Annotated in this window: 27 protein-coding genes and 1 pseudogene; 11 read left to right on the forward strand and 17 right to left on the reverse strand. The window is 67.8% G+C overall.

The window, feature by feature from the left end:
- Positions 1-202: hypothetical protein (locus AB0E63_RS30295; protein WP_360373810.1), on the forward strand; the 202-nt coding region annotated here is incomplete at its 5' end.
- 13 nt (positions 203-215) lie between these two features.
- Complete coding sequence (locus AB0E63_RS30300) at positions 216-644, forward strand: hypothetical protein (RefSeq protein ID WP_360373813.1); 429 nt, start codon at positions 216-218, stop codon at positions 642-644.
- A gap of 221 nt (positions 645-865) precedes the next feature.
- On the opposite strand, the gene AB0E63_RS30305 is transcribed toward AB0E63_RS30300, so the two are convergent.
- The 11 genes from AB0E63_RS30305 to AB0E63_RS30355 all read right to left on the reverse strand — a co-directional run bounded on the left by AB0E63_RS30305 (position 866) and on the right by AB0E63_RS30355 (position 10299).
- Positions 866-1633: a PIG-L family deacetylase gene (locus AB0E63_RS30305; protein ID WP_360373816.1), complete on the reverse strand. Its 768-nt coding sequence runs from the start codon at positions 1631-1633 to the stop codon at positions 866-868.
- 10 nt (positions 1634-1643) lie between these two features.
- Positions 1644-2519, reverse strand: coding sequence for a carbohydrate ABC transporter permease (locus AB0E63_RS30310; RefSeq protein ID WP_360373819.1), 876 nt, complete (start codon positions 2517-2519; stop codon positions 1644-1646).
- Positions 2516-3454 carry a sugar ABC transporter permease gene (locus AB0E63_RS30315; protein ID WP_360373822.1) on the reverse strand — a complete coding sequence of 313 codons (939 nt, stop codon included), beginning with the start codon at positions 3452-3454 and terminating at the stop codon, positions 2516-2518. The genes AB0E63_RS30310 and AB0E63_RS30315 overlap by 4 nt, the downstream gene beginning before the upstream one ends.
- Positions 3451-4731 carry an extracellular solute-binding protein gene (locus tag AB0E63_RS30320; RefSeq protein ID WP_360373825.1) on the reverse strand — a complete coding sequence of 427 codons (1281 nt, stop codon included), beginning with the start codon at positions 4729-4731 and terminating at the stop codon, positions 3451-3453. Before AB0E63_RS30320 ends, AB0E63_RS30315 begins: the two co-directional genes overlap by 4 nt.
- 1 nt (position 4732) lies before the next feature.
- On the reverse strand, positions 4733-5698 hold the full coding sequence (locus AB0E63_RS30325; protein ID WP_360373828.1) for a GNAT family N-acetyltransferase: 966 nt from the start codon (positions 5696-5698) through the stop codon (positions 4733-4735).
- Positions 5695-6801, reverse strand: coding sequence for a DUF1343 domain-containing protein (locus tag AB0E63_RS30330; RefSeq protein ID WP_360373831.1), 1107 nt, complete (start codon positions 6799-6801; stop codon positions 5695-5697). The genes AB0E63_RS30325 and AB0E63_RS30330 overlap by 4 nt, the downstream gene beginning before the upstream one ends.
- Positions 6802-6900: 99 nt before the next feature.
- Positions 6901-7665 (reverse strand): alpha/beta fold hydrolase, encoded by a 765-nt coding sequence (locus AB0E63_RS30335; RefSeq protein ID WP_360373833.1) that lies wholly within the window; start codon positions 7663-7665, stop codon positions 6901-6903.
- 11 nt (positions 7666-7676) lie between these two features.
- On the reverse strand, positions 7677-7970 hold the full coding sequence (locus tag AB0E63_RS30340) for a hypothetical protein (protein WP_360373836.1): 294 nt from the start codon (positions 7968-7970) through the stop codon (positions 7677-7679).
- Between the two features lie 30 nt (positions 7971-8000).
- Positions 8001-8720 (reverse strand): M20/M25/M40 family metallo-hydrolase, encoded by a 720-nt coding sequence (locus tag AB0E63_RS30345; RefSeq protein ID WP_360373839.1) that lies wholly within the window; start codon positions 8718-8720, stop codon positions 8001-8003.
- Positions 8602-9195 carry a hypothetical protein gene (locus AB0E63_RS30350; protein WP_360373842.1) on the reverse strand — a complete coding sequence of 198 codons (594 nt, stop codon included), beginning with the start codon at positions 9193-9195 and terminating at the stop codon, positions 8602-8604. Before AB0E63_RS30350 ends, AB0E63_RS30345 begins: the two co-directional genes overlap by 119 nt.
- A 75-nt stretch (positions 9196-9270) precedes the next feature.
- On the reverse strand, positions 9271-10299 hold the full coding sequence (locus tag AB0E63_RS30355) for an acyl-CoA desaturase (protein WP_360373844.1): 1029 nt from the start codon (positions 10297-10299) through the stop codon (positions 9271-9273).
- A gap of 189 nt (positions 10300-10488) precedes the next feature.
- Between AB0E63_RS30355 and AB0E63_RS30360 the strand changes: the two genes are divergently transcribed.
- Together AB0E63_RS30360 and AB0E63_RS30365 are read left to right on the forward strand one after the other, a co-directional pair.
- Positions 10489-11784 (forward strand): sensor histidine kinase, encoded by a 1296-nt coding sequence (locus AB0E63_RS30360; RefSeq protein WP_360373847.1) that lies wholly within the window; start codon positions 10489-10491, stop codon positions 11782-11784.
- Complete coding sequence (locus AB0E63_RS30365) at positions 11736-12383, forward strand: response regulator transcription factor (RefSeq protein WP_360373850.1); 648 nt, start codon at positions 11736-11738, stop codon at positions 12381-12383. The genes AB0E63_RS30360 and AB0E63_RS30365 overlap by 49 nt, the downstream gene beginning before the upstream one ends.
- Here AB0E63_RS30365 and AB0E63_RS30370 read toward each other — a convergent pair.
- Positions 12361-13170 carry a helix-turn-helix domain-containing protein gene (locus tag AB0E63_RS30370; protein ID WP_360373853.1) on the reverse strand — a complete coding sequence of 270 codons (810 nt, stop codon included), beginning with the start codon at positions 13168-13170 and terminating at the stop codon, positions 12361-12363. The genes AB0E63_RS30365 and AB0E63_RS30370 overlap by 23 nt on opposite strands.
- Positions 13171-13220: 50 nt before the next feature.
- Here AB0E63_RS30370 and AB0E63_RS30375 point away from each other — a divergent pair, with 50 nt between their 5' ends.
- The 4 genes and pseudogenes from AB0E63_RS30375 to AB0E63_RS30390 all read left to right on the forward strand — a co-directional run bounded on the left by AB0E63_RS30375 (position 13221) and on the right by AB0E63_RS30390 (position 15554).
- On the forward strand, positions 13221-14009 hold the full coding sequence (locus AB0E63_RS30375) for a phytanoyl-CoA dioxygenase family protein (RefSeq protein ID WP_360373856.1): 789 nt from the start codon (positions 13221-13223) through the stop codon (positions 14007-14009).
- Positions 14010-14093: 84 nt separating this feature from the next.
- Positions 14094-14342, forward strand: a pseudogene (locus AB0E63_RS30380) (FAD-dependent oxidoreductase); the annotation flags it as partial.
- Positions 14343-14422: 80 nt separating this feature from the next.
- Positions 14423-14644 carry a hypothetical protein gene (locus tag AB0E63_RS30385; RefSeq protein WP_360374017.1) on the forward strand — a complete coding sequence of 74 codons (222 nt, stop codon included), beginning with the start codon at positions 14423-14425 and terminating at the stop codon, positions 14642-14644.
- Positions 14645-14657: 13 nt separating this feature from the next.
- Positions 14658-15554: an RNA polymerase sigma-70 factor gene (locus AB0E63_RS30390; RefSeq protein ID WP_360374013.1), complete on the forward strand. Its 897-nt coding sequence runs from the start codon at positions 14658-14660 to the stop codon at positions 15552-15554.
- An 8-nt stretch (positions 15555-15562) separates the two neighbouring features.
- On the opposite strand, the gene AB0E63_RS30395 is transcribed toward AB0E63_RS30390, so the two are convergent.
- From AB0E63_RS30395 to AB0E63_RS30410, 4 genes are all read right to left on the reverse strand, one after another.
- Positions 15563-17341 (reverse strand): 3-hydroxybutyryl-CoA dehydrogenase, encoded by a 1779-nt coding sequence (locus AB0E63_RS30395; RefSeq protein WP_360373859.1) that lies wholly within the window; start codon positions 17339-17341, stop codon positions 15563-15565.
- Positions 17342-17433: 92 nt separating this feature from the next.
- Entirely contained in the window at positions 17434-17889 is a 456-nt protein-coding gene (locus tag AB0E63_RS30400; RefSeq protein WP_360373862.1) for an NUDIX domain-containing protein, read from the reverse strand.
- Entirely contained in the window at positions 17886-18767 is an 882-nt protein-coding gene (locus tag AB0E63_RS30405) for a class I SAM-dependent methyltransferase (protein ID WP_360373865.1), read from the reverse strand. Before AB0E63_RS30405 ends, AB0E63_RS30400 begins: the two co-directional genes overlap by 4 nt.
- Positions 18764-19087 carry a hypothetical protein gene (locus AB0E63_RS30410; RefSeq protein WP_360373868.1) on the reverse strand — a complete coding sequence of 108 codons (324 nt, stop codon included), beginning with the start codon at positions 19085-19087 and terminating at the stop codon, positions 18764-18766. Before AB0E63_RS30410 ends, AB0E63_RS30405 begins: the two co-directional genes overlap by 4 nt.
- A 74-nt stretch (positions 19088-19161) precedes the next feature.
- On the opposite strand from AB0E63_RS30410, the gene nucS reads away from it, so the two are divergent.
- The 3 genes from nucS to AB0E63_RS30425 are packed head-to-tail and all read left to right on the forward strand — an operon-like array spanning position 19162 to position 20490.
- Positions 19162-19821, forward strand: coding sequence for an endonuclease NucS (gene nucS / locus AB0E63_RS30415; protein ID WP_360373871.1), 660 nt, complete (start codon positions 19162-19164; stop codon positions 19819-19821).
- Positions 19822-19861: 40 nt separating this feature from the next.
- The gene (locus tag AB0E63_RS30420; RefSeq protein WP_360373874.1) at positions 19862-20179 is read left to right on the forward strand and encodes a hypothetical protein; all 318 of its coding nucleotides are present in this window, start codon (positions 19862-19864) and stop codon (positions 20177-20179) included.
- Positions 20176-20490, forward strand: a complete 315-nt coding sequence (locus tag AB0E63_RS30425) for a metalloregulator ArsR/SmtB family transcription factor (protein WP_360373877.1) — start codon at positions 20176-20178, stop codon at positions 20488-20490. The genes AB0E63_RS30420 and AB0E63_RS30425 overlap by 4 nt, the downstream gene beginning before the upstream one ends.
- Here AB0E63_RS30425 and AB0E63_RS30430 read toward each other — a convergent pair.
- Positions 20462-20773, reverse strand: coding sequence for a hypothetical protein (locus AB0E63_RS30430; protein WP_360373880.1), 312 nt, complete (start codon positions 20771-20773; stop codon positions 20462-20464). The two genes, AB0E63_RS30425 and AB0E63_RS30430, sit on opposite strands and share 29 nt — an antisense overlap.
- Between the last annotated feature and the right edge of the window lie 102 nt (positions 20774-20875).

The raw sequence follows: 20875 nt of genomic DNA on the forward strand, positions 1-20875 counted from the left end.
CCACGGCTGGAACGTACGCCGCCTCGACCACAAGACCCTGGAATGGACCACACCCCACGGCTTCACCTTCCACGTCAACCCCACCGGCACCCACCAAAGTCGACCCCCCTCACCCCGAATGCCCGACCTGATGGTCGACTCAGACCTCATAACCGACCGGACTGAGACGACGCTGGAGGTGTACCTGAATCTGGCGGTGTAGTTACGCTCGGCGGATGGCGAACACCGCGGCGTTGCAAGATGCGATTGAGTGGGTTCGGGGAGAACTCGCGCGGGAGTACTCGGTGCCGTTCGGTAAGAGCACGGTGCGCCTCCGCACGGGCGGGAAGAGATCGTTCAATGCGGTCTCCTCCGACGGCCGCATCATCGCCACGGTGCTGAACAGCTCTGGAGCAACGTCAGGCGGCAAGAAGCCATCCGGCAAGATCCGCTATGCAATCGCGGAGTTGTACTTCCTCTCGCTCGCGGATGCACCTCAGCGCTTGCTCGTTGCGACCAATGCGGAGTTCCTTAAGTACCTCGAGAATGAGACTGCCGGTGCGCTGGTCGAGGGGGTCCGGCTCGCACACATCCCGCTACCGGCGGACCTCGCGGCCCGAGTGGCGGAGGTGACGACAGCAGCCAGCAGAGAAATGGGACGGTAACCCGGACTCTTTCGTCACACCTGCTCGTGGACGCTGACCAAACGAGTGTGGGGGCGGCGCCACAGAAAACAAGCCTCACTCCCTCGAACGGATCGCGGATCGGCGGGATCGCGGAGTTGTTGGTACGGGGCGATAGCACGCGCGCATTGGTGGGTAAGCGGTGCGCAGCACGCGATGGAGGAGCGGCGTAGTACCGGGAGGGATGGACTTCCCCAAGGTTTCTATGGGCCGGCGAGTTTGGTTATTTCGGGGGTCGGGTTGGAGTGGAAGGCGGTGGCTCGGGGGTAGCCGGCCAGGCAGCCTCGGGTGGTCATGAGGGCTGTGTAGTAGTCGATGTAGCGGAAGCCGTAGGTTTCGCCGCGGGCGAAGGCTTGGTGGCGGATGGCGGAGATCCAGCGGTAGAAGGCTTCGTCGGGGATCGGGACGTATTGGGTGGGGTGGAAGCCTTCCATGTCTTCCCAGTTCTCGGCGTGCAGGAAGCTGCGGACGCCGTGGCGGGGCAGGGCGGCGAGCTTGCGAACCAGCTCAGGGTGCTGCGAGGGATCCTGCGAGGAGTGCTGGGAAGGGTCCGGCGAAGTGGAGGGGTCCATTGGGAGGCCGGCGAGGAAGCGGGCGCGTTCGGACAGGCTCGCGGCGTGTTCGTGGTCGCGGTGGATGGAGTGTTTCCAGTGGGTGATGATCGTGTCGGGTTGCTTCTCGCGGATCACCCTGGCCAGTTCGAGGGCGACGTCGTCGGTGTCGGGGAGGAAGCCGTCGCTCTGGTCGAAGACCATGAAATCGGCACCGATCGCCTCAGCGAACGCCGAGCCCTCGGCGATCTTCTGCTTCTTGTACTCGGCGGGCGTCAGCCGGGGGTGACCGCGCTCCCCCGGCGTCAGCGCGACGATCGTCACTCCAGCCCCCTCCAGAGCCAGCTTGGCCAAGGTGGGACCCGCGGTCAGGTCCATGTCGCCGATGTGCGCCCCGATGGCGAGCACTGTTCTGGTCACAAGGGTCTCCTCATTTCAGGCCACTCAGTACGACGCCGCGGACGTAGTACTTCTGGAACAGCAGGAACACGATCAGCACCGGCAGCGTGCTGATCACCAGGCCGGCCATCACGATCGGCATGGTGCGGTCGGGGTCGAGGAAGCTCTGCAGCAACTGGATGCCGACCGGGAGGGTTTGCAGAGACGGGTCGGAGGACGAGATGAGCAACGTCCAGATGTACTCGTTCCAGGTGCCGATGAACGTGATCAGGCCGAGCGTGATCGCCACCGGCTTGGTCTGCGGGAGCACGATCAGGCGCCAGGTCTGCCACTGGTTGGCACCGTCGATCTTGGCCGCCTCGAGCATCTCGTCCGGCAGCGACACCATGAACTGCCGCATCAGGAAGATCCCGAAACCTGAAACAGCGAACGGCAGGATCAGCGCGACCAGGCTCGTCGTCAGCCCACCGTCACCACCACGCCCGAGGATGTCGTTGCCGCCGGCCAACGGCCAGTTCAGCATGATCAGGAACGTCGGGATCAGCAGCAGGAACGGCGGCAGCATCATTGTCGCCAGAATGAACCGGAAGATCACCGCCCGCCCGCGGAACCGCAGCTTGGCGAGCGCGTAGCCGGCCATCGACGACGTGATCAGCACCGACACGGTCACGCTGATCGTGACGATCACACTGTTGCGGAACAACCGGAGCAGCTCCAGCTGGGAGAACGCCTCCCGGTAGTTCGACAAATCAAAAGAAGAAGGCAGGAGCTTGTACGGGATGACGCCGTACTCCCCTGGTCCCTTGAACGAGCTCATCACCATGTCGAGGAACGGCATCACCATCGCGACACCACCGACGATGACGACCAGGTACGCGAACCAGGGGAAACCACCACGACGTTTCACGACGTCTCCTCTCCCCGCCGACGGGCGATCCACAGCTGCAGCAGGGTGATCACGAGGATGATCACGAACAGCACCGTCGCCATCGCGCTCGCGGTCCCCCAGGCGCCGAACTTGAACGCCCGCTGGTACATCTCGAACGCCGCCACGTTGGTCGCGTTGACCGGTCCACCGTCACCGGTCATGACGATGATCAGCGCGAACGACTGCAGTCCGCCGATGAACTGGGTGATCAGCACGAACAGCAACGCCGGCCGCAGCAACGGCAACGTGATCGACCAGAACCGGTGCCACGACCCGGCCCCGTCCACCTCGGCGGCCTCGTAGTACATCTCCGGGATCGCCTTGAGACCGGCGGTCAGGATCAGTACGGCGCCGCCGATCGAAGCCCAGGCGTGGACGACGGTCACCGACGGGAGCGCGTACGACGCGTCCGACAGGAAGCCTACGCTGTTGACGCCGAACTTGTTCAGCACACCGTTGATCAACCCGGCCGGCTGGTACATCATCTTCCACACGTTGCCGATGGCCACCACCGTGGCGACCACCGGGAGGAAGTACAGCACCCGCCAGAAGCCCTGGAACGACAGCCGGTCGATGCAGTAGGCAACCAGCACCGAGCCGAACGTTGCCAGCAGCACCGACCCGAACGCGAACAGCAGTGTGTTCACCAGGATCGGCTTCACGAAGGTCCCGTTGAAGCTCAGGACATCACGGAAGTTCGAGACCCCGGTCCACCGCAGAGTGCCCAGGTCGAACCCGCCCCAGTCCGAGAACGCGAGCACGATCGCGAAGATGAACGGCAGGATCAGGAACACGCAGAAGAACAGCAGGACCGGCGCGAGGAACAGGTAGGCCGCCCGACCCTCACGATGCAGCCGGCCGACCCGCTGGGCCGGCGCCGCGACGGCGCCGACCCTGCTGACCGCGGTCGTCATTGCGGCTTGACGGCCTTGGCCGCTTGCGCCAGCGCGTCGTCAGGACTCTTGCCATCAGCAAGCACAGTCATGATCGCGTTGTGCAGCGCGGTCTTCGCCTCGTACGCACCCGGCTGGTTCGGCTCGGCCATCGCGTACGTCGCCGCGTCGTAGATCGGGGCCAGGTTGGGATCCGAGAGCGACTTCTTGTACGTCGCCTGGTCCGCGGTCCGCGGCGGGATCAGGCCCTGGTCGGCCAGCCACTTGCCGACCTCGGTGACACCACCATCGGTCTGGTGCTCGTTGAGCCAGGTGAGGAACTTCCAGGCCTCATCCGCGTGCTTGCTGCGCTGGTTCACTCCCATGAAGAACCCGTACGCCAGCGAGCCCTTGTCGCCCGCGTTCGGTCCGGGGATGGCCGCGACGCCGACATCGGAGTACTTGTCCTTCATCTGCGTCCGCAGGCTTCCGATCCACCAGCCGGCCTGGATCGCCATCGCGACACCGCCGCTGCGGAACTGCTTGGTCGGCGAGATCGACGGGTTCGTCGCCTTGGCCGCGGCGAGGTCGGCCTCGAGCTTCAGCGCGGCCTTGCCCTGCTCGTTGTCGAACTGCGCCGTCCCGTCGGTACCGAGGAACTTTCCGCCCGCGGAGTCGAGCAGCGACAGGAACGGGTGTACCGACTTGTTGTCGCCGTCCTGGATCAGGCTCAGACCCTCGACCTGGATGTTGCCCTTGCCGTCCCGCTTGACGGTCTTCTTCGCCGCGTCCTCGAGCTCGGCCCAGGTGCTCGGCGGCTTGGTGATACCGGCCGCGGCGAGGATCTTCTTGTTGTAGAACAGCACGTAGGTGTTCAGCTCGGTCGGGTACCCGAGCAGCGTGTCACCGGTGGTGACCGCGCCGAGCGCCGCCGGGCTGTACTCGGCCTTGATCTTCGAGGCGATGTCGTCCGGCACCTTGGCCACCACGTTCGCCTTCTGCAGCTGCCCGCCCCACAGGCCGTACGCGCTGACGATGTCGGCGCCGCGGCCGCCGGTCTGCCGGACCGTCATGGTGGTCAGCAGATCGTCGAACTTGACGACCTCCGCCTTCACCTGGATGTTCGGGTTGTCCTTGTTCCACTGCGCGATCATCTTGTCCAGCCCGTCCTTCGACGGGCCGTCGCTGTAGTGGCTCAGCAGCGTGAGCTGGACCTTGCCGTCGCTGCCGCCCGAGCCGCTGCCGCCGCCACAGGCCGCGCCGGTGGCCAGCAGTCCCATGACCACCGCCAGCCGGAGTCCCTTGGAGAACCTTCGCATGTCAGTCAGTCCCTTCGGCCGGGGCCAGCGGCGCCCGGAGGATGGTGAACGTGCGGGTGATGCTGAACCCCGTCTTCAGGTAGAGCTGCCCGGCCGGCGACTTCTCGCCGGTCCACAGGAACCAGGCGCTGTGCGCGCCGAGGGCAACCATCCGCTCGAGCGTCAGATGCAGCAGCACCTTGCCGAGGCCGGTCCCCCGCGACGCCGGCAGTACGCCGAACGGCCCGAAGCGATCGATCACGCCTTCGTAGGTACCGTGCATCGCCCAGCCGAGGATTCCGCGGCCCGGGTCACGGGCCACCACGATGCGATCCAGGGGCATCCCGGCGACGACGGCCTCGCGGATCGCGCGGGCCCAGTCCGGGTTGAAGTCGTCACCGGCGATGGTGATCAGCGACGTCAGCTCGTCGCCCGTCGGTATGCCGAAGGTGTACCCCTCGGTCTTCAGTGTCTCGAGCTGTTTCCCGACCTCGGCCGGGATCTCGTACCCGACCAGGCTCCGGTCCATCGCGACAGCGTCGTACTGGCGCTCGAAGCCCAGGCTCGACAGCAGCCGGGCCGCGGCCGGGTAGCGCGCGGTGTCCAGGCCCGGGAGGAAGTAGTTCGGCGTGTACGACGAGAAGAAGACCTCGGAGCGCCCGACATCGCGGAGCCAGTCCGTTGCCGCGGTCAACAACTCCCGGCCGAGGCCGCGACCACGAAACGAGGGGTGCACGAAGAAGAACGGGATCCACCCACTCGACGGCTCGAGGTCATCACCGGAGGCCGCGATCAGACGGCGTACGGCGTAGGCCGCGCCGACAATCTGATTGTCGACAACGGCGACCATGAGGCCGGCGGCGTCGAAGTTGCGGTCGAGCAGGAAGAGGTCACGCAAGCGTGGGTAGCCGATCGGGTCGGCCGGGGCCGCCGCGGTCCAGGCTTCCGCGAGCGCCGAGCCATCTCCGACCTCGAACGAGCGAATCATCCGGCCGTCCCTTCGTAGAGCAGTACGCCGGGCTTCGCCCAGCCGGCCGGCGTGGTTGCCGCAGGCAAGAGCTCCAGCGGGTCGTCGCCCGCCTCGAGCGCCTTGCGGAGCGAGTCCGATCCCCACAGCCTGTCCAGCGACGGCAGCAGGCTGAAGTCGTCCGGATAGAGCTCGTTCAGCACCCGGAGCATCACCAGCGCGGTCCGCACCGGCTCGTACGCCGACCGGTCGACCACATGCAGCTGTACGCCGGACACCGCCTGGCCGGCGTACTTGCTGAAAACCGGCTCGAACCAGGTACGGCGGAAGATCACTCCAGGCAACTCGCACGCCTGCAACGCCGGGACGAACCGATCATCCAGATAGGGCGCACCGATCGTCTCGAACGGTCGCGTCGTACCTCGGCCCTCACTGAGATTGGTGCCCTCGAAGAGACCGGTGCCGGGATAGACGAGCGCGGTGTCAGGCGTCGGCATGTTCGGCGACGGCGGCACCCACGGCAGGCCGGTCTCCACAGAGCTCCGCGTCCAGCCCTCCATCGCGACGACCGTTGCCTCACCCAACTGAAGGGCGAGCTCGCCGACGGTCAGGCCGTGCCGGAGCGGGATCGGGGCACGGCCCACGAAGCTCTCGAAGCCCGGCTGCAGCAGCGGACCTTCGACCCGGACGCCGCCGAGCGGGTTCGGCCGGTCGAGCACGATGAACGGCTTGCCGAGCCGCGCGGCGGCCTGCTGGCAGTCGTACATCGTCCAGACGTAGGTGTAGAACCGCGTCCCGATGTCCTGGATGTCGAACAGCAGCGCATCCATGCCGGAGAACAGATCATCGAGTGCGCGACCCTGCCGGAGGTAGGTGTCGAAGACCGGCAACCCTGTATCTGGGTCGACACCCTCGGATTCGCTTGCTCCGGCTTGCGCCGTACCGCGTAGGCCGTGCTCTGGCCCGAACAGAGCGGTCAGGTGCATGCCGGCGTCCAGCAACGCCACCGAGGTCGGACGCAGGTCCGGCAGAACGCCGGTGAAGTTAGTGATCAGTCCGAGGCGCCCGTCAACCACCAGCCCCGGCTCTCCGGTCAGACGCTCCGCGCCGGTCCGGACTGCCATCGCCACCACCCCAGATCGTGGATCGTGCAGGAACTGGGTTGAAAACTTACCGATGAATTCAGGCGAAGGTCAATGGATTACCGGCGAACGTTTACCAGATCAGGGCAGGAACGGCGTGAGGGCCGCGAGGAAGTCGTCGAGGCGCTCGGCGTGGACCCAGTGACCGGCCTCGGGGACCTCGGCGTACTGGACGTGCGGGAAGTACGACGCGATGGTGGCGCGATGGTCCTGCTCGACGTAGTCGGACTTGCCGCCGTAGATGAAGAGCGTCGGGCCGTCGTACGACAGGCCCTCGACAGCAGGCCAGCCGGAGATGGCCGGCAGGGCGGCCTCGATGACCGGGAGGTTCGGGCGCCACCGAGCGCCGTCGGAGTCGAGGATGAGGTTCTGCAGCAGGAAGGCGCGGGTCCCGGCAGTGGGGACGGCGGCGACCAGTTGGGCGTCGACCTCGGCGCGACGGGTGATCGAGGACAGGTCGGCGTTGCGCATCGCCTGGGCGTACTCGACGAAGGCGGGCGGGTACGCGACAGGGGCCGCGTCGACCACGACCAGGCGTTCGACGACCTGCGGGTACTGGAGCGCGGTGAGCATCGCCGTCTTGCCGCCCATCGAGTGGCCGACGAGCGCGACCGGTCCGACCCCGAGCGACTCGATCGTCTCGCGGACGTCTTCGGCCATCTCCGGGTAGCTCATCGTGTCGGTGTGCGGCGACGTCCCGTGGTTGCGCAGGTCGAACGCGAACACCCGATGCCGATCGGCGAGCCGCCGGGCCGCGGTCATCCAGTTCCGGCCGGACCCGAACAGTCCGTGCATCACGACCACGGGCGTGCCCGACGAGCCGTATGACGTGACCGGGAGCTTCATCCACACACCTTTCAGCGCCGGCGTTGCCAGCAGGCCGAGTGCCAGTGGCGTCGCTCGTCGAGGGACTGGGCGCCACCGATCGCGGCGAGCAGGCTGGGGTTCTCCGGCCAGACCACGACGTGTGGCGTGGCCGGCGGGATCTGCTGGTCGCAGCCGGGGCAGCGGTAAGACTTCGCCGACGCGGAGCCGGACACGCGGCGGACGATCCACTCGCCGTCGGACCGCGCCTCGCGAGCCTGGGTACCACCGAGCAGCGGCCGGTCGCCGACCGGCCGCTGCCACTTGGAAGGCCTTCTGCGCGACATAGCCCTTCAAGGCTAGCCGTATGAGCTAGGTCACCCCCGGGCGACCGCGTACGCCGCGGTGCCGATCAGCTCCATCGACACCTGGAGGCGCTCCAGGCTGACGTTCTTCGCGATGGTGTCCTCGGGCGAGTGGTACGGCGGCTCGAGGAACGCCGGCGAGATCTCACCACGCCAGGAGAAGTTGGCCGCCGCGATCCCGGCCTCCTGGAACGACTGGTGGTCCGACGCACCACGCAGTACCGGACCGACCAGTTGCGGGTCGTACCCGAGCCGCTGACCGGCCGCCCGAACCGCGTCGGTCGCCGTGTTGGCCAGCCCGGTGAAGGACAACAGCCAGTACGTGATCGCCGGGTCCCAGCTGGTGGCGACCATGTCGTTCTGGAAGACCGCGAGGTGCCGGTCGCGCTGATCCTGCGCCAACTGCGCGACGTGGTACCGCGACCCGATCAGGCCCTGTTCCTCCGAACCCCAGAGCGCGAACCGCAGTGTCGCGTTGGTGGGGAGGCGGCTGAACACCCGGGCCAGTTCCAGCGTCAGCACGGTGCCCGAGCCGTCGTCGTTTGCTCCCGGTGCGCCGATCACCGAGTCGTAGTGGCCGCTGATCACCACGATCGGTCCGTTGGCGCCGGACTTACCCCGCCGCTCGCCGATCACGTTGTTCGACATCAGTCCGCGGTGCGCCGCCGTACTGATCCGCAAGGGCAGTGAGTTCACCACTGCGAGGGCCTCGCGGATCAGACGCTTCTGCACCTGGGCAACGCCGATCACTGGGATCGGTGCGTCGGTCAGGCCGCTCGGCGAGAATGCCGACGCCCGGCGTGGAAACACCAGGTCGGCCGGCAGCAGGACGACTCCGACAGCACCCCGCGCCGCGGCCTCCGCGACTAAGGAACTTGTCTGCCACCGGGAACGGCTCCAGCCGGGTCCCGTAGCCGAACTTGTCGAGCTGGCCGGCGATGTAGTCGGCCGCTCGCTTCTCACTCGTGGTCCCGCCGATCCGCGGGCCGATCGTCTCGGACAGCACCTGCAGGTGGCGCAGCGCGCGGTCCGAGGACAGACCGGACACGATCTGGCGGTCGTACTTGTCCAACTTCGGGCGATTCACCGCACCGGGCCGCTGGTCGTCGACGCCCCAGGCAGGGGCGGCGGGAAGAGCAGTGGCGGCGGTGACCCCGGCAACAGCGCCGAGCAGGCCTCGGCGACTCAAACCGGATCTTTCGGTCATCAGGTCTCCTCAAAGGTGGGCGGCCCCGAGACCTGAGAACCTAACCGACCTGCGACTGAGTCGCCTAGAGGTGAACTAGCGGTGATCGCGAAGTTCGGCGCCGACCTCGTGCATGTGGCGCAGACCCATTCGGTACGCATCGATCAGGGTGGTGCTGAGGTACGGCATGCCGATGCGTTCGCAGTACGACTGCACGATCGGCTGGGCGAAGCGGAGGTTGGCTCGCGGCATGCTCGGGAAGAGGTGGTGCTCGATCTGGTAGTTGAGGCCGCCCATCATCCAGTCGGTCACCAGACCGCCGTTGACGTTGCGCGACGTGAGCACCTGCTTCTCCAGGTGACCCCAGCAGGTCTGGTCGTCGGGCATCTCCATGCCCTTGTGGTTGGGAGCGAAGACGCTGCCCAGATGCAGACCGAAGACCATGTGGTGGATCAAGGCGAACAGCACCGCCTGCCCCGGCGACAGGATCACGAACAGCGCACCGAGGTAGAGCCCGAGGTGAGCGGCCATCAGGCCGAGCTCGAGGCGGGCCTCGCGGCGCGGGCGGCCGAGCAGGAAGCGGATGCTGGAGACCTTGAGGTTGAAGCCCTCGAGCGTCAGCAGCGGGAAGAAGATGCGGGCCTGGTTGCGGCTCAGCCAGCCGTTCAGGCCCTCGCGGCCCTCGGCCTGCTCCATCGTCCAGACCAGAATGCCCTCGCCGACGTCCGGGTCCTTGTCGGTGTGGTTCGGGTTCGCGTGGTGGCGGTTGTGCTTGTCGTTCCACCAGCCGTAGCTCATCCCGCACAGCAGGTTCCCGTGCAGGATTCCGACCCAGTCGTGCAGCTTGCGGGAGCCGGCGATCTGCTGGTGGCCCGCGTCGTGCCCGAAGAACGCGGCCCGAGTGGTGAGGATCCCCAGCGGGATCGCGAGCAGCAGCGCCCACCACGAGGCGCCGATCACGGCGATCCCGGCCCAGGTCATCGCCATCAGGGCGACGTTGATGCCGATCGCCATCGCGTAGGCCGCCGTACGCCGTTCCAGCAGGCCGGCGGCCTTGATCTCGCGCAGCAACGGCGAGAAATCAGAGCCGCGGGTAGCAGCAGGGGATACCACAGGCTGGGCCATCAGGTCCTCGTCTCATGAGCGGTGAAGGCCTGGGCTTACAGCCGCGGCCAGAGTACGGCATCAACCCTGGTCGGCCTAACGACCGCAAACATGAGTGCTACTACCCGAATCGATGGGGAGACAGTGCCCACGAACAGAGTGGACCTAACACCACTGAGTCAGGTCTCACGCTGCGTCATGATGGAGGACATGACCACGATTGCCACCCAGGCGCCGCCGATGCGGTACCCCAAACTCGCCCAGCCGTGGATCGCGCTGTTCCTGGCCGTCCTCGCCGAGCTCGGGATCGCCTTCTTCGTGCTCAACGTGGTGGCCGTTCCGCTGATCGCGGTCTGGGTCGGGATCCCGATGCTGCTGGTGTTCGTCCCGGCCACCCGCTGGTTCGCGAACTGCCACCGGACCATGCTGGCCGGCTTCACCGGCGAGGCGATCCCGCGCCCGTACAAGAAGCCGCCGATGCCCGGCGTACTGATGTGGCTGCGGACGACGCTGACCGACCCGGCTACCTGGCGTGACATCATCTGGCTGCTGGTGAACGCCGTCCTCGGCTTCACCCTGTGCCTGCTGAGCGCCGTACTGTTCCTGGCCTCGCTGTTCTACCTGGTCTACCCGCTGCTCGTCGGCGTCACCCCGGAGGGTGTCTTCACCGAGCCGTTCGGCGGGCTGTTCACGGTCAACTTCTGGACCAGCTTCCTGGTGATGCCGGTCGCGCTGATCGCGTTCATGATCTGGATGGCGGCCGGCGAGCGGCTGCTGAAGGCGAACGCCTTCATGGCCCGCTCGCTGCTCGGCCCGACCGAGAGCGCCAAGCTGGCGATGCGGGTCCGTGAGCTGGCCGAGTCCCGCGCCGAGACCGTCGACACCCAGGCGGCCGAGCTGCGCCGGATCGAGCGGGACCTGCACGACGGCGCCCAGGCCCGGCTGGCCGCTCTGAGCATGAACCTGGGCATGGCCGAGGAGATGGTCGCCCGCGACCCGGCCCAGGCGGCGGCCCTGCTCACCGAGGCACGCCTGTCGGCCAGTACGGCGCTGTCCGAGCTGCGCGACCTGGTCCGCGGCATCCACCCGCCGGTGCTCGCCGACCGCGGTCTCGAAGGTGCGGTCAAGGCGCTCGCGCTGTCCTGCCCGTTCAAGGTCGACGTCACCTTCGACGTCCCCGGCCGTCCGGCCGCGCCGGTCGAGTCGGCGGCGTACTTCGCGGTGGCCGAATGCCTGGCCAACGCGGTCAAGTACTCGGCGGCCACGAACGCCTGGATCCAGATCACCCACGAGCAAGAGAAACTGCACATGATCGTCGGCGACGACGGCGTGGGCGGTGCGGTGATCCGGCCCGGCGGCGGTCTGTACGGTATCGAGCGGCGGCTGGCCGCCTTCGACGGTACGTTGACCGTGGTGAGCCCGAGCGCCGGGCCGACCACCGTGATCATGGAGCTGCCTTGCGAGTCCTCATCGCTGAAGACCACGCCCTCCTCCGGGACGGACTGATCCGCCTTCTGGAGGCGCACGACTTCGAGGTCGTCGAGGCAGTCGACAACGGTCCCCGGCTGGTGCCCGCCCTGGTGGAACACCGGCCGGATGTCGCCGTCGTCGACGTTCGGCTGCCACCGACGTTCACCGACGAGGGCCTGAAGGCCGCGATCGAGGCCCGCCGCCAGGTTCCCGGCCTGCCGATCCTGGTGCTCTCGCAGTACGTCGAGCAGTTGTACGCGCGGGAGCTCCTCACCGGCGGTGGTGGCGCAGTCGGCTACCTGCTCAAGGACCGGGTCTCCAACGTGGCCGATTTCCTCGATTCGGTACGCCGGGTGGCCGCCGGAGGCACCGCGATGGACCCGGACGTGATCGGCCAACTATTGGCCCGCAACACCCGGGACGAACCGATCAGCCGGCTCACCCCGCGCGAGTCCGAGGTGCTCGGCCTGATGGCCGAAGGCCGCTCGAACGCCGCCATCGCCGGCGCCCTCTTCGTCACCGAGAAGGCCGTCAGCAAACACACCAACAACATCTTCGCCAAGCTCGACCTGCCGCCGTCCGAGGACGACAACCGCCGCGTGATGGCAGTCCTCACCTATCTGTCGTCCCGCTAGCCCGGTACGTCGTCGGGCTCAGGCCGGTGTGGAGGCGGAAGCGGGTGGAGAAGTACAGCGGGTCCGGGTAACCCACCTCGGCGGCGACCGAGGCGATCGGACGGGTGGTGAGCTCGAGCAGCCGGCAGGCCGCGTCGAGGCGGCGGCGTTCGACGAACTGCTGCGGGCTGACCCCGAGCTGCTCGCGGAACAGATGGGCGAACCTCGACACCGAGAGGTTGACCGCACGGGATAGCCCAGCCAGGTCGAGCCGGGCCTTCAGGTCCTGGTCGATCAGCTCGATCACCCGGAGCAGGCGATCGTCGATCCGGACCGCCTTCGGGTTCTGGGTGTCGCACCACAGCAGCGCGGCCTCGAGGGCGTTCGCGCTGAGCTGCTCGCCTTGGGTGAGCACGCTGCGCTGGTGCCGGACGGCGTCGTGGAGATGGGCCGCGATGCGTTCCGCCGCACCGGCGGCCGGCCGGAGCTGAAGGATGCCGGGGGCAACCTCCGGCCAGTCGAGCAGCGGGAGCCAGTCGGACTTGGGGTGCATGTGCGCGTAGAGGAAATGCCAGCGGTGCCCGACGGTGCCGTAGTCGTGCCTGGTTCGGGGCCGGACCAGGACGACCGTGCCGGGATCAGCGGAGATGTCGCCGAACCTGCCGGCGCCGTCGAGGGTCTGCACCAGCAGCCAGTCGGTGGTCCCGCGGCGGCGATAGGTCGCGTACTCCGGTCCCTCGTCGAACTCACCGGTCTCCAGCCGGCGGACCTCCGGGTGCGGAGACTCAGCAGGATCTCGAAGGTTCACAGCTCGATAGGCTATCGCCCGTCCAACCCGGGGGCACGGATCCTGGAACCATGACGATCACAGTCGCCGATATCTACCGGCGGGACGGCATCGTGCAGGTTCCGCAGCTGCTCGACGTCGCCGAAGTCGAGCAGCTCAGGTCGGTCTTCATGGAGCAGGTGGCCGTGGACCACTCGCTGGCCATCGACGACGGCGTACCCGAGGACGACCCGCTGGCGCGGTTCCCGCGGTTCGTGCACCCACATCGGCGTACCGATGTGGCAGCCGGCCGGCTCGCGCTGGAGCTGATGCTGGACAGCCGGATCCTCGATGTCGTCACCGCATTGATCGGCCCGGGCCTCGGTGCCCAGTCGATGTTCTACTTCAAGCCTCCCGGCGCCCGCGGCCAGGCGCTGCACCAGGACAACACGTTCCTGCGCGCGGATCCCGAGACCTGCCTGGCCGCCTGGATCGCGGTCGACGATGTGGACGCGGACAACGGTGGCCTGGCGGTCGTCCCCGGCTCGCACCAGACCGAGCTCGTCTGCCCGGAGCCGGCCGACCTGACCGAGTCCTTCACGAACGCCGAGGTCCCGGTGCCAAACGGGCTGCACAGGGTTCAGACGAAGATGCGGGCCGGCGACGTGCTGTTCTTCCACGGCAGCGTCGTACACGGATCGCGACCCAACACCACCGCCGACCGCTTCCGCCGTTCGCTGATCTTCCACTACATCCCGGAGGACAGCGTCGAGATCGCCGCCTTCTACAACCCGCTCGTCCGGCCGGACCGCCGTACGGCGATCCTCCCCGAGGCGATCGGTGGCGGCCCCTGCGGCGATTACGCCGACGCCGAGCCCTGAGTTCGGCAAGTGATCTGAACCACTGCTGTCACAAACCACCGGGCATCCGGTGTCTTTAAGGCCACCTCAGACGAAGGAGTGGCCATGACCGAGAAAACCGATGTCATCGTGGTCGGCGGCGGATATGCCGGCGTGATGGCTGCGAACCGCTTGACGCGGCGTGCCGACGTGAACGTCACCCTGATCAACCCGCGTCCGGCCTTTGTCGAACGGATCCGCCTGCACCAGCTCGTCGGCGGGTCGGACGACGCGCTGGTGGACTACCAGAGCATTCTGGCGGGCGGCGTCGAACTCGTGGTCGACGCTGTCGTCCGGATCGACGCGGCCGGACGTCGCGTGATCCTGGCGAGCGGCCTGCCAACTTCGATGTCGGGTTCTTCGGTGAGTGCATCAGCCTGGGACGCCGCGCCGGAGTGGTCCAGTACGCGAAGCGGGATGACACACCGACCGGGGTGTTCTACCTGGGCAGCCGCTCGATGGCGATGCTCAAGGAAGGCGTGTGCAAGAGCACCGTCTGGCAAATGCGGCAGGAGGCGCGCAGACCCGGCATGCTCGATCTCTGGTTCAAGGATCGCCAACGCCGGAAGATGCTGGACACCAAGGCCGGCAAGGCGACCGTTGGCCGGCCGGCTTGAGGAGAGGGGCGAGATGAGCGACGAGTCCAGTGACCCGGCGACCGAGAGCTTCGTCGCGCATCGGAACCTGCTGTTCACCGTTGCCTACGAGATCCTCGGATCGGCGGTCGACGCGGAGGATGTGCTGCAGGAGACCTGGCTGCGGTGGAGCAAGGTCGATCTGGATCAGGTCCGCGACCAGCGCGCGTACCTGATCCGGATCACCACCCGCCAATCGCTCAACCGCCTGCGCACCCTGCAGCGGCGCCGGGAGGCGTACGTCGGTCCCTGGCTGCCCGAACCGCTGCTCACCACACCGGACATGGCCGAGGACGTCGAGCTGGCCGAGAGCGTGTCGATGGCGATGATGCTCGTCCTCGAGACGCTCACCCCGACCGAGCGGGCGGTCTTCGTGCTGCGCGAGGCGTTCGGGATCAGCTACGACGACATCGCCGCGGCCGTCGACAAGAACCCGGCGGCCGTCCGCCAGATCGCGCACCGCGCCCGGCAGCACGTCGACGCCCGCCGCCCCCGCACGGTGGTCTCCGCCGGCGAGGGACGGGCGGCCTTCGAGGCCTTCCAGCGCGCGGTCGAGGCCAGCGACCTGAAGGCCCTGCTCGACGTGCTCGCGCCGGACGTGGTCCTGGTCAGCGACGGCGGCGGCCTCAGACTCACCGCACTGCGTCCGATCGTCGGCGCGGAGAAGGCGATCCGGATGTTCGTCGGCAGCATGCAGAAGGTCGGCGGCACGCTCACCACCGAGCCGACCGTGATCAACGGCAACCCGGCATTGCTGTTCCGCTTCGACGGGGAGCTCGACGGCGTCGTCGCGCTGCGGATCGAGGACGACCACGTCACCGGCATCTACTACGTCCGCAACCCGGAGAAGCTGTCCCGCGTCGAGTCAGAAACCGCACTCACCCTGCGCTGAGGGCGACCTCAGCTGCTGTAGTCGCGGAAGCCTCGGCCGGTCTTGCGACCGAGGTACCCGGCGGTGACGAGGTGCTCGAGCAGCGGGGCCGGCGCGAAGCCGGGCTCGCGGAACTCCAAGTAGAGGGTGCGCTGGACCGCGAGCGACACGTCCAGGCCGACCACGTCGAGCAGCTCGAACGGGCCCATCGGGAGGCGGCAGCCGAGCTTCATGGCGGCGTCGATGTCGTCGACGTTGGAGTAGTGCGCCTCGAGCATCCGGACCGCGTCGTTCAGGTACGGGAACAGCAGCGCGTTGACGATGAAGCCGGCCCGGTCACCGCACCGGACCGGGTGCTTGCCGGCGGCAACGGCCAGGGCCGCGACCGAGTCGGTGACCTCGGGGGCCGTGCTCACTGTGCTGACTACTTCGACCAGCTTCATCACCGGCGCCGGGTTGAAGAAGTGCAGCCCGACCACGTCGGCCGGCCGCTTGGTCGCCATCGCCAGGTCGATCACCGGGAGGCTGCTGGTCGTCGTGGCCAGGATCGCGCCCGGCTTGCAGATCTCGTCGAAGGTCTCGAACAGGGCCTGCTTGACACTCAGCTCCTCGACCACGGCCTCGACCACCAGGTCGACCTTCGCCAGATCGTCGAGCTTCGCCGTACCGGTGATCCGGCGCAGGGCCGCGTCGCGCTCGTCCGACGACAGCTTGCCGCGCTGGACGCCCTTCTCCAGCGAGCGTTCCAGGCCGGCGCGGACCCGGTCCACCTTCTCGGTGCCGCGGGCGACGTAGAGAACGTCGTACCCGGCCTTGGCGCAGACCTCGATGATGCCGACGGCCATCGTGCCGGAGCCGACCACGCCGACCTGCTTGATCGGGCGGACCGCGGTCTGGTCGCCGTTCGGCCGCGGGGTGTGCTCGTCATCCACGACGACCGGCGAGTCCGGGGCCTCGTAGGTGTAGAAGCCGCGGCCGGTCTTGCGGCCGAGCAGGCCGGCGGTGACCATCTGCTTCAGGATCGGGGCCGGCGCGTGCAGCCGGTTGCGGCCCTGCTTGTACATCGTGTCGAGGATCTCGTACGCCGTGTCGAGGCCGATCAGGTCGAGCAGCGCCAGCGGGCCCATCGGGTAACCGCAACCGAGCCGCATCGCCGCATCCACGTCCTCACGGGTGGCGTAGCGGGACTCGACCATCGAGACAGCGTGGTTCAGGTAGCCGAACAGCAGGGCGTTCGCGATGAAGCCGGCCCGGTCGGCCGCGACCACCGGAACCTTGTCGAGGCGGCGGGCCAGCGCGAGCACGTCCTCGACGACATCCGGCTCGGTGACGACGGTCTTGATCACCTCGACGAACTCCTGCACCGGCGCCGGGTTGAAGAAGTGCATGCCGACGACGCGGCGCGGACGCTGGGTGGCGACCGAAATCTCGGTCACCGACAGACTCGAGGTGTTCGTCGCGAGGATGGCGTCCTCACGGACGACCTTGTCCAGCTCGGCGAAAATCTCCCGCTTCAGCTCGAGCCGCTCGATCACCGCCTCGATCACCAGGTCGCAGTCGGCGAGCGCGTCCATCGAGGTGGCGAACGTAACCCGGTCGAACAGCGCCTGCTGCTCCTCGACCGAGAGCTTGCCACGCTTCACCGCCCGGTCGGTCGAGTGCTGGATGTGCCCGCGGCCGCGCTCGGCGGCCTGCTCGTCGCGCTCGACGCCGACCACCGTCAGCCCGTTGCGCGCGAACACCTCGGCGATCCCGGCGCCCATCGTGCCGAGACCCACCACACCCACTGTCATCAGTTCCCGAGCCATGGAGCGAACTATGCCAGTCCGGCTACTGGTCCGCCCATGAGCTGAGTCACCCGCGAGGTTGCTCACATTGGGACAGCTCATCGCGTCCGAGCTCACACGCCCTCGTCGAACGCCGTCGGCGTCTCCAGCCATCCGTCCATCAACCACTCCGGATCCGGCGCCGCCTCCAGCGCGGCCGCGATCGGCTCCGGCTTCAGTCGTCGTACGACGAGGTCGCGCACAGGCAGCCACACCGCGCGATAACTGCCTTGCTCGGATTCCGCCGGGCTCTCCATCTCCGGCCCGGCCCCGGTCCCGAACTCGCCGCCGATCAGCTCGGCCAAGAAGTAGTGCTGGGTGCTGTTGCCGAAATGCACGACCGCAACGGGTCCGCGGATCTTGACCAGCACACCCAGCTCCTCGTGTGCCTCCCGCCGCGCAGCCTCCGCCAAGCTCTCGCCATCCTCGACCTGTCCACCGGGCAACACGTGGTAGGTCAAGCCGTCCCGGACGCGCTCGATCGCCGCGACACCCTCACGGGACAGCAGCACGATCCCGGCCCGGATCATGCGCGCGCCGCCAGGACGGAGAACCAGCCGCCGCCCTTGAGCTGGACCCGGCGCAGGTCCTGGATCGCCCAGCCGGTGCTGGTGAGGAGCTCACGCAGCGGATCTTCCTGCCAGAGAACGAAATGCCGGGGCAGATCGAGATGCCGGTTCGACCACTCCTCGCACTTGCCTTCCTTCGTGCTGAAGGCCAGCACCTTCGACGCGCGGGCCGCCTTCCGCAGGACGTCGGCGAGCTGGGCCCGATCGAAGTGCAGGAACACGGCGTCGGCGAAGACCGCGTCATACGGTCCGCCGAAGTCGTCGTGGAGGGCGTCGAGCCGGTCGGCGGCGTACCCGTCGGCTCGCATCATGTCGATGAACGCCTGCGTCGCGTCGGTCCGGCGTACGACGAAGCCGCGACGCTCGAGCTCGACCGCGTCCCGGCCGGTCCCGCTGCCGAGCTCCAGCACGCGCGCGCCTGGCGCGATCCGCTCGGCGAGCTGGCCGATCAGGTCGGTGTTGGGTTCCGTGGGGATCGACTCGCGGAACTTGTCCGCCGCCTGCTCGTACGTCGCCAGCGTGACCTCGTTGTCGCTGGGCACCCGGGACCACCCGTCCCCCGTGTGCTCGACGATCGCGGGGAGCCTGAGTCCGAGATCCAGCCCGAGGACGACCACGGTCTCCCCTCGATGCGAGTCCGCGATCGTCTGCAGTTCGTCGTCGGGACGGCGTACCAGCTCCGGTACGACGGTCAGCCGCACGCCGAGGTGATCCGCCAGCCGGGCCCCGGCCGCGGCCTCGAACGGGCCGGCGTACACCTGGGCGATCCGCTCCGCGACCGCCGGATCCTGCACATCCCCAGGCAACAGCAGAATCCGCGCCGGACACATGAGATTCATCCGCGGACGTACTCCAGCGCCTCCGCGGCGTAGTCCGGCCAGACCGCCGACTGGGCCAGCGGGATCACCACCCACTCCTTCATCGGACGGCCCATGCCGGGGTCGAACGGCTCGACGCCGGGCAGCGCGAGCGCCTTCTCCCGGGGCTCGGGCGGGAGCTTGAACGTCATCGCGTCGCCGAACATCCCGGCGAGCACCTTCTTGCCGACCTTGAGACAGGGCATGCCGAACATGCTGCCCCGAATCACCCCGGCCGACTCCAGTCCGGCGGCGACCGCGTCGTACGCGGCGACCGCCTGGTCACTGACCTTCGGCATCATGCACACCACCCTCCCACTCCGACCCGGCCAGGCGACATAGGTTCCGGGCCGGTTGTGGACTACGGTGCTTTCTCGTGCGCTTGGTGATTGCAACGTGTTCTGTGGATTACTCCGGCCGGCTCACGGCTCATCTGCCGATGGCCCCGCGGTTGCTGATGGTGAAGGCGGACGGCTCGGTGCTGATCCACGCCGACGGCGGGTCGTACAAACCGCTCAACTGGATGTCGCCGCCGTGCAAGCTGACCGAGGACGACGGCGTCTGGAGCGTCACGAACAAGGCCGGCGAGGAGCTGCGGATCACCCTCGAGGAGGTGCACAGCGACACCGCCTACGAGCTCGGCACGGACCCCGGCCTGATCAAGGACGGCGTCGAGGCGCACCTGCAGGAACTGCTGGCCGAGCACGTCCACACGTTCGGCGACGGCTGGACCCTGGTCCGCCGCGAGTACCCGACCGCGATCGGCCCGGTCGACCTGCTCTGCCGCGACGCCGACGGCAAGCACGTCGCGGTCGAGATCAAGCGCCGCGGCGAGATCGACGGCGTCGAGCAGCTCACCCGCTACGTCGAACTCCTGAACCGCGACCCCCTGCTCGCCCCGGTCCGCGGCATCTTCGCCGCCCAGCTCATCAAGCCCCAGGCCCAGTTCCTGGCCACCGACCGTGGCCTGGAATGCATCACCGTCGACTACGACGCCCTCCGGGGCATGGAATCCGACGTCCTCCGCCTGTTCTGACCTCTTGACCCGGCGCGGCGCCGGAGAGTTACTTAGCAACATGGCTAAGGAAACGGTGATCTGCACCTACCGCGTCCGGGTGGACGCGGAGAACCAGTTCCGCGAATTGCTGGCGGAGCACTGGTCGACGCTCCGGGAGCTCGGCTTCGTCACCGAGGAGCGGTCTGTGGTGTTGCGGGACGTCGACGAGACGACGTACGTCGAGATCTTCACCTGGGTCGACGGTGGATTCACCCGGGCGCACGAACACCCGGATGTGCTGACGTTGTGGGAGCGGATGGATCCGCTGCTCGAGGAGCGGGACGGACGGCCGAAGTGGGAGTTTCCGCACTATCTGCCGCAGGATCTGTCGGCTTGACCGCTCGCGGCGGGCGGGAGCTGGATGAGCTCGACCGGGTGTTCACCGCGCTCGCGCACCACTCCCGCCGGACGATCCTGCTGGTCCTGCACCTGCGCGGCGGCGAGATGACCTCAGGCGAGATCGCCGCCCGGTTCGACCACTCCTGGCCGACCATCACCCGGCATCTCGGCATCCTCGAACAGGCCGGGCTGGTGCACGTCAGCACCCGCGGTCGCGAGCGGGTATACCAATTGGACTCCGACCCCCTGTTCGGAGTCGGAGTCCAATGGCTCAATAGGTTCAGCAGGCGACCACCGCATCCACGGTGAAGCCCTGGGCCGTCACGGCGGGATCGGTCAGGAGGCGGTCCGAGCCGGTCGGCGTGGTGATGCACGGCGAGGTGGCACCGTTGCGGTCGGTGCCTGTGTAGCGGGCGAGTTCGTTCCCGTTGCCGTCGGACACGATCACGAAGTCGAAGTTCTTCTCCGTGTCGAGCAGGCTGAAGTGGAACGCGGACCCGCCGCTGCCGTTGTCGTACACCCCCGTGCAGTCGCCGTTGTTGCCGTACGGGTGCGGTGAGCCGAACGGGATCGTCGCATTCGGGTCGCTCACGCACGGCGGAGGCGGCGGGGTGGCCGGCGTACGCTCGCTCGCGTGGCCCAGCAAGATCGGGACGCAGGTCACCTGAGCCTGACCAGGAAACCATATTTGCCC

The organism is Kribbella sp. NPDC026596, assembly GCF_040638415.1.
Lineage (GTDB): Bacteria > Actinomycetota > Actinomycetes > Propionibacteriales > Kribbellaceae > Kribbella.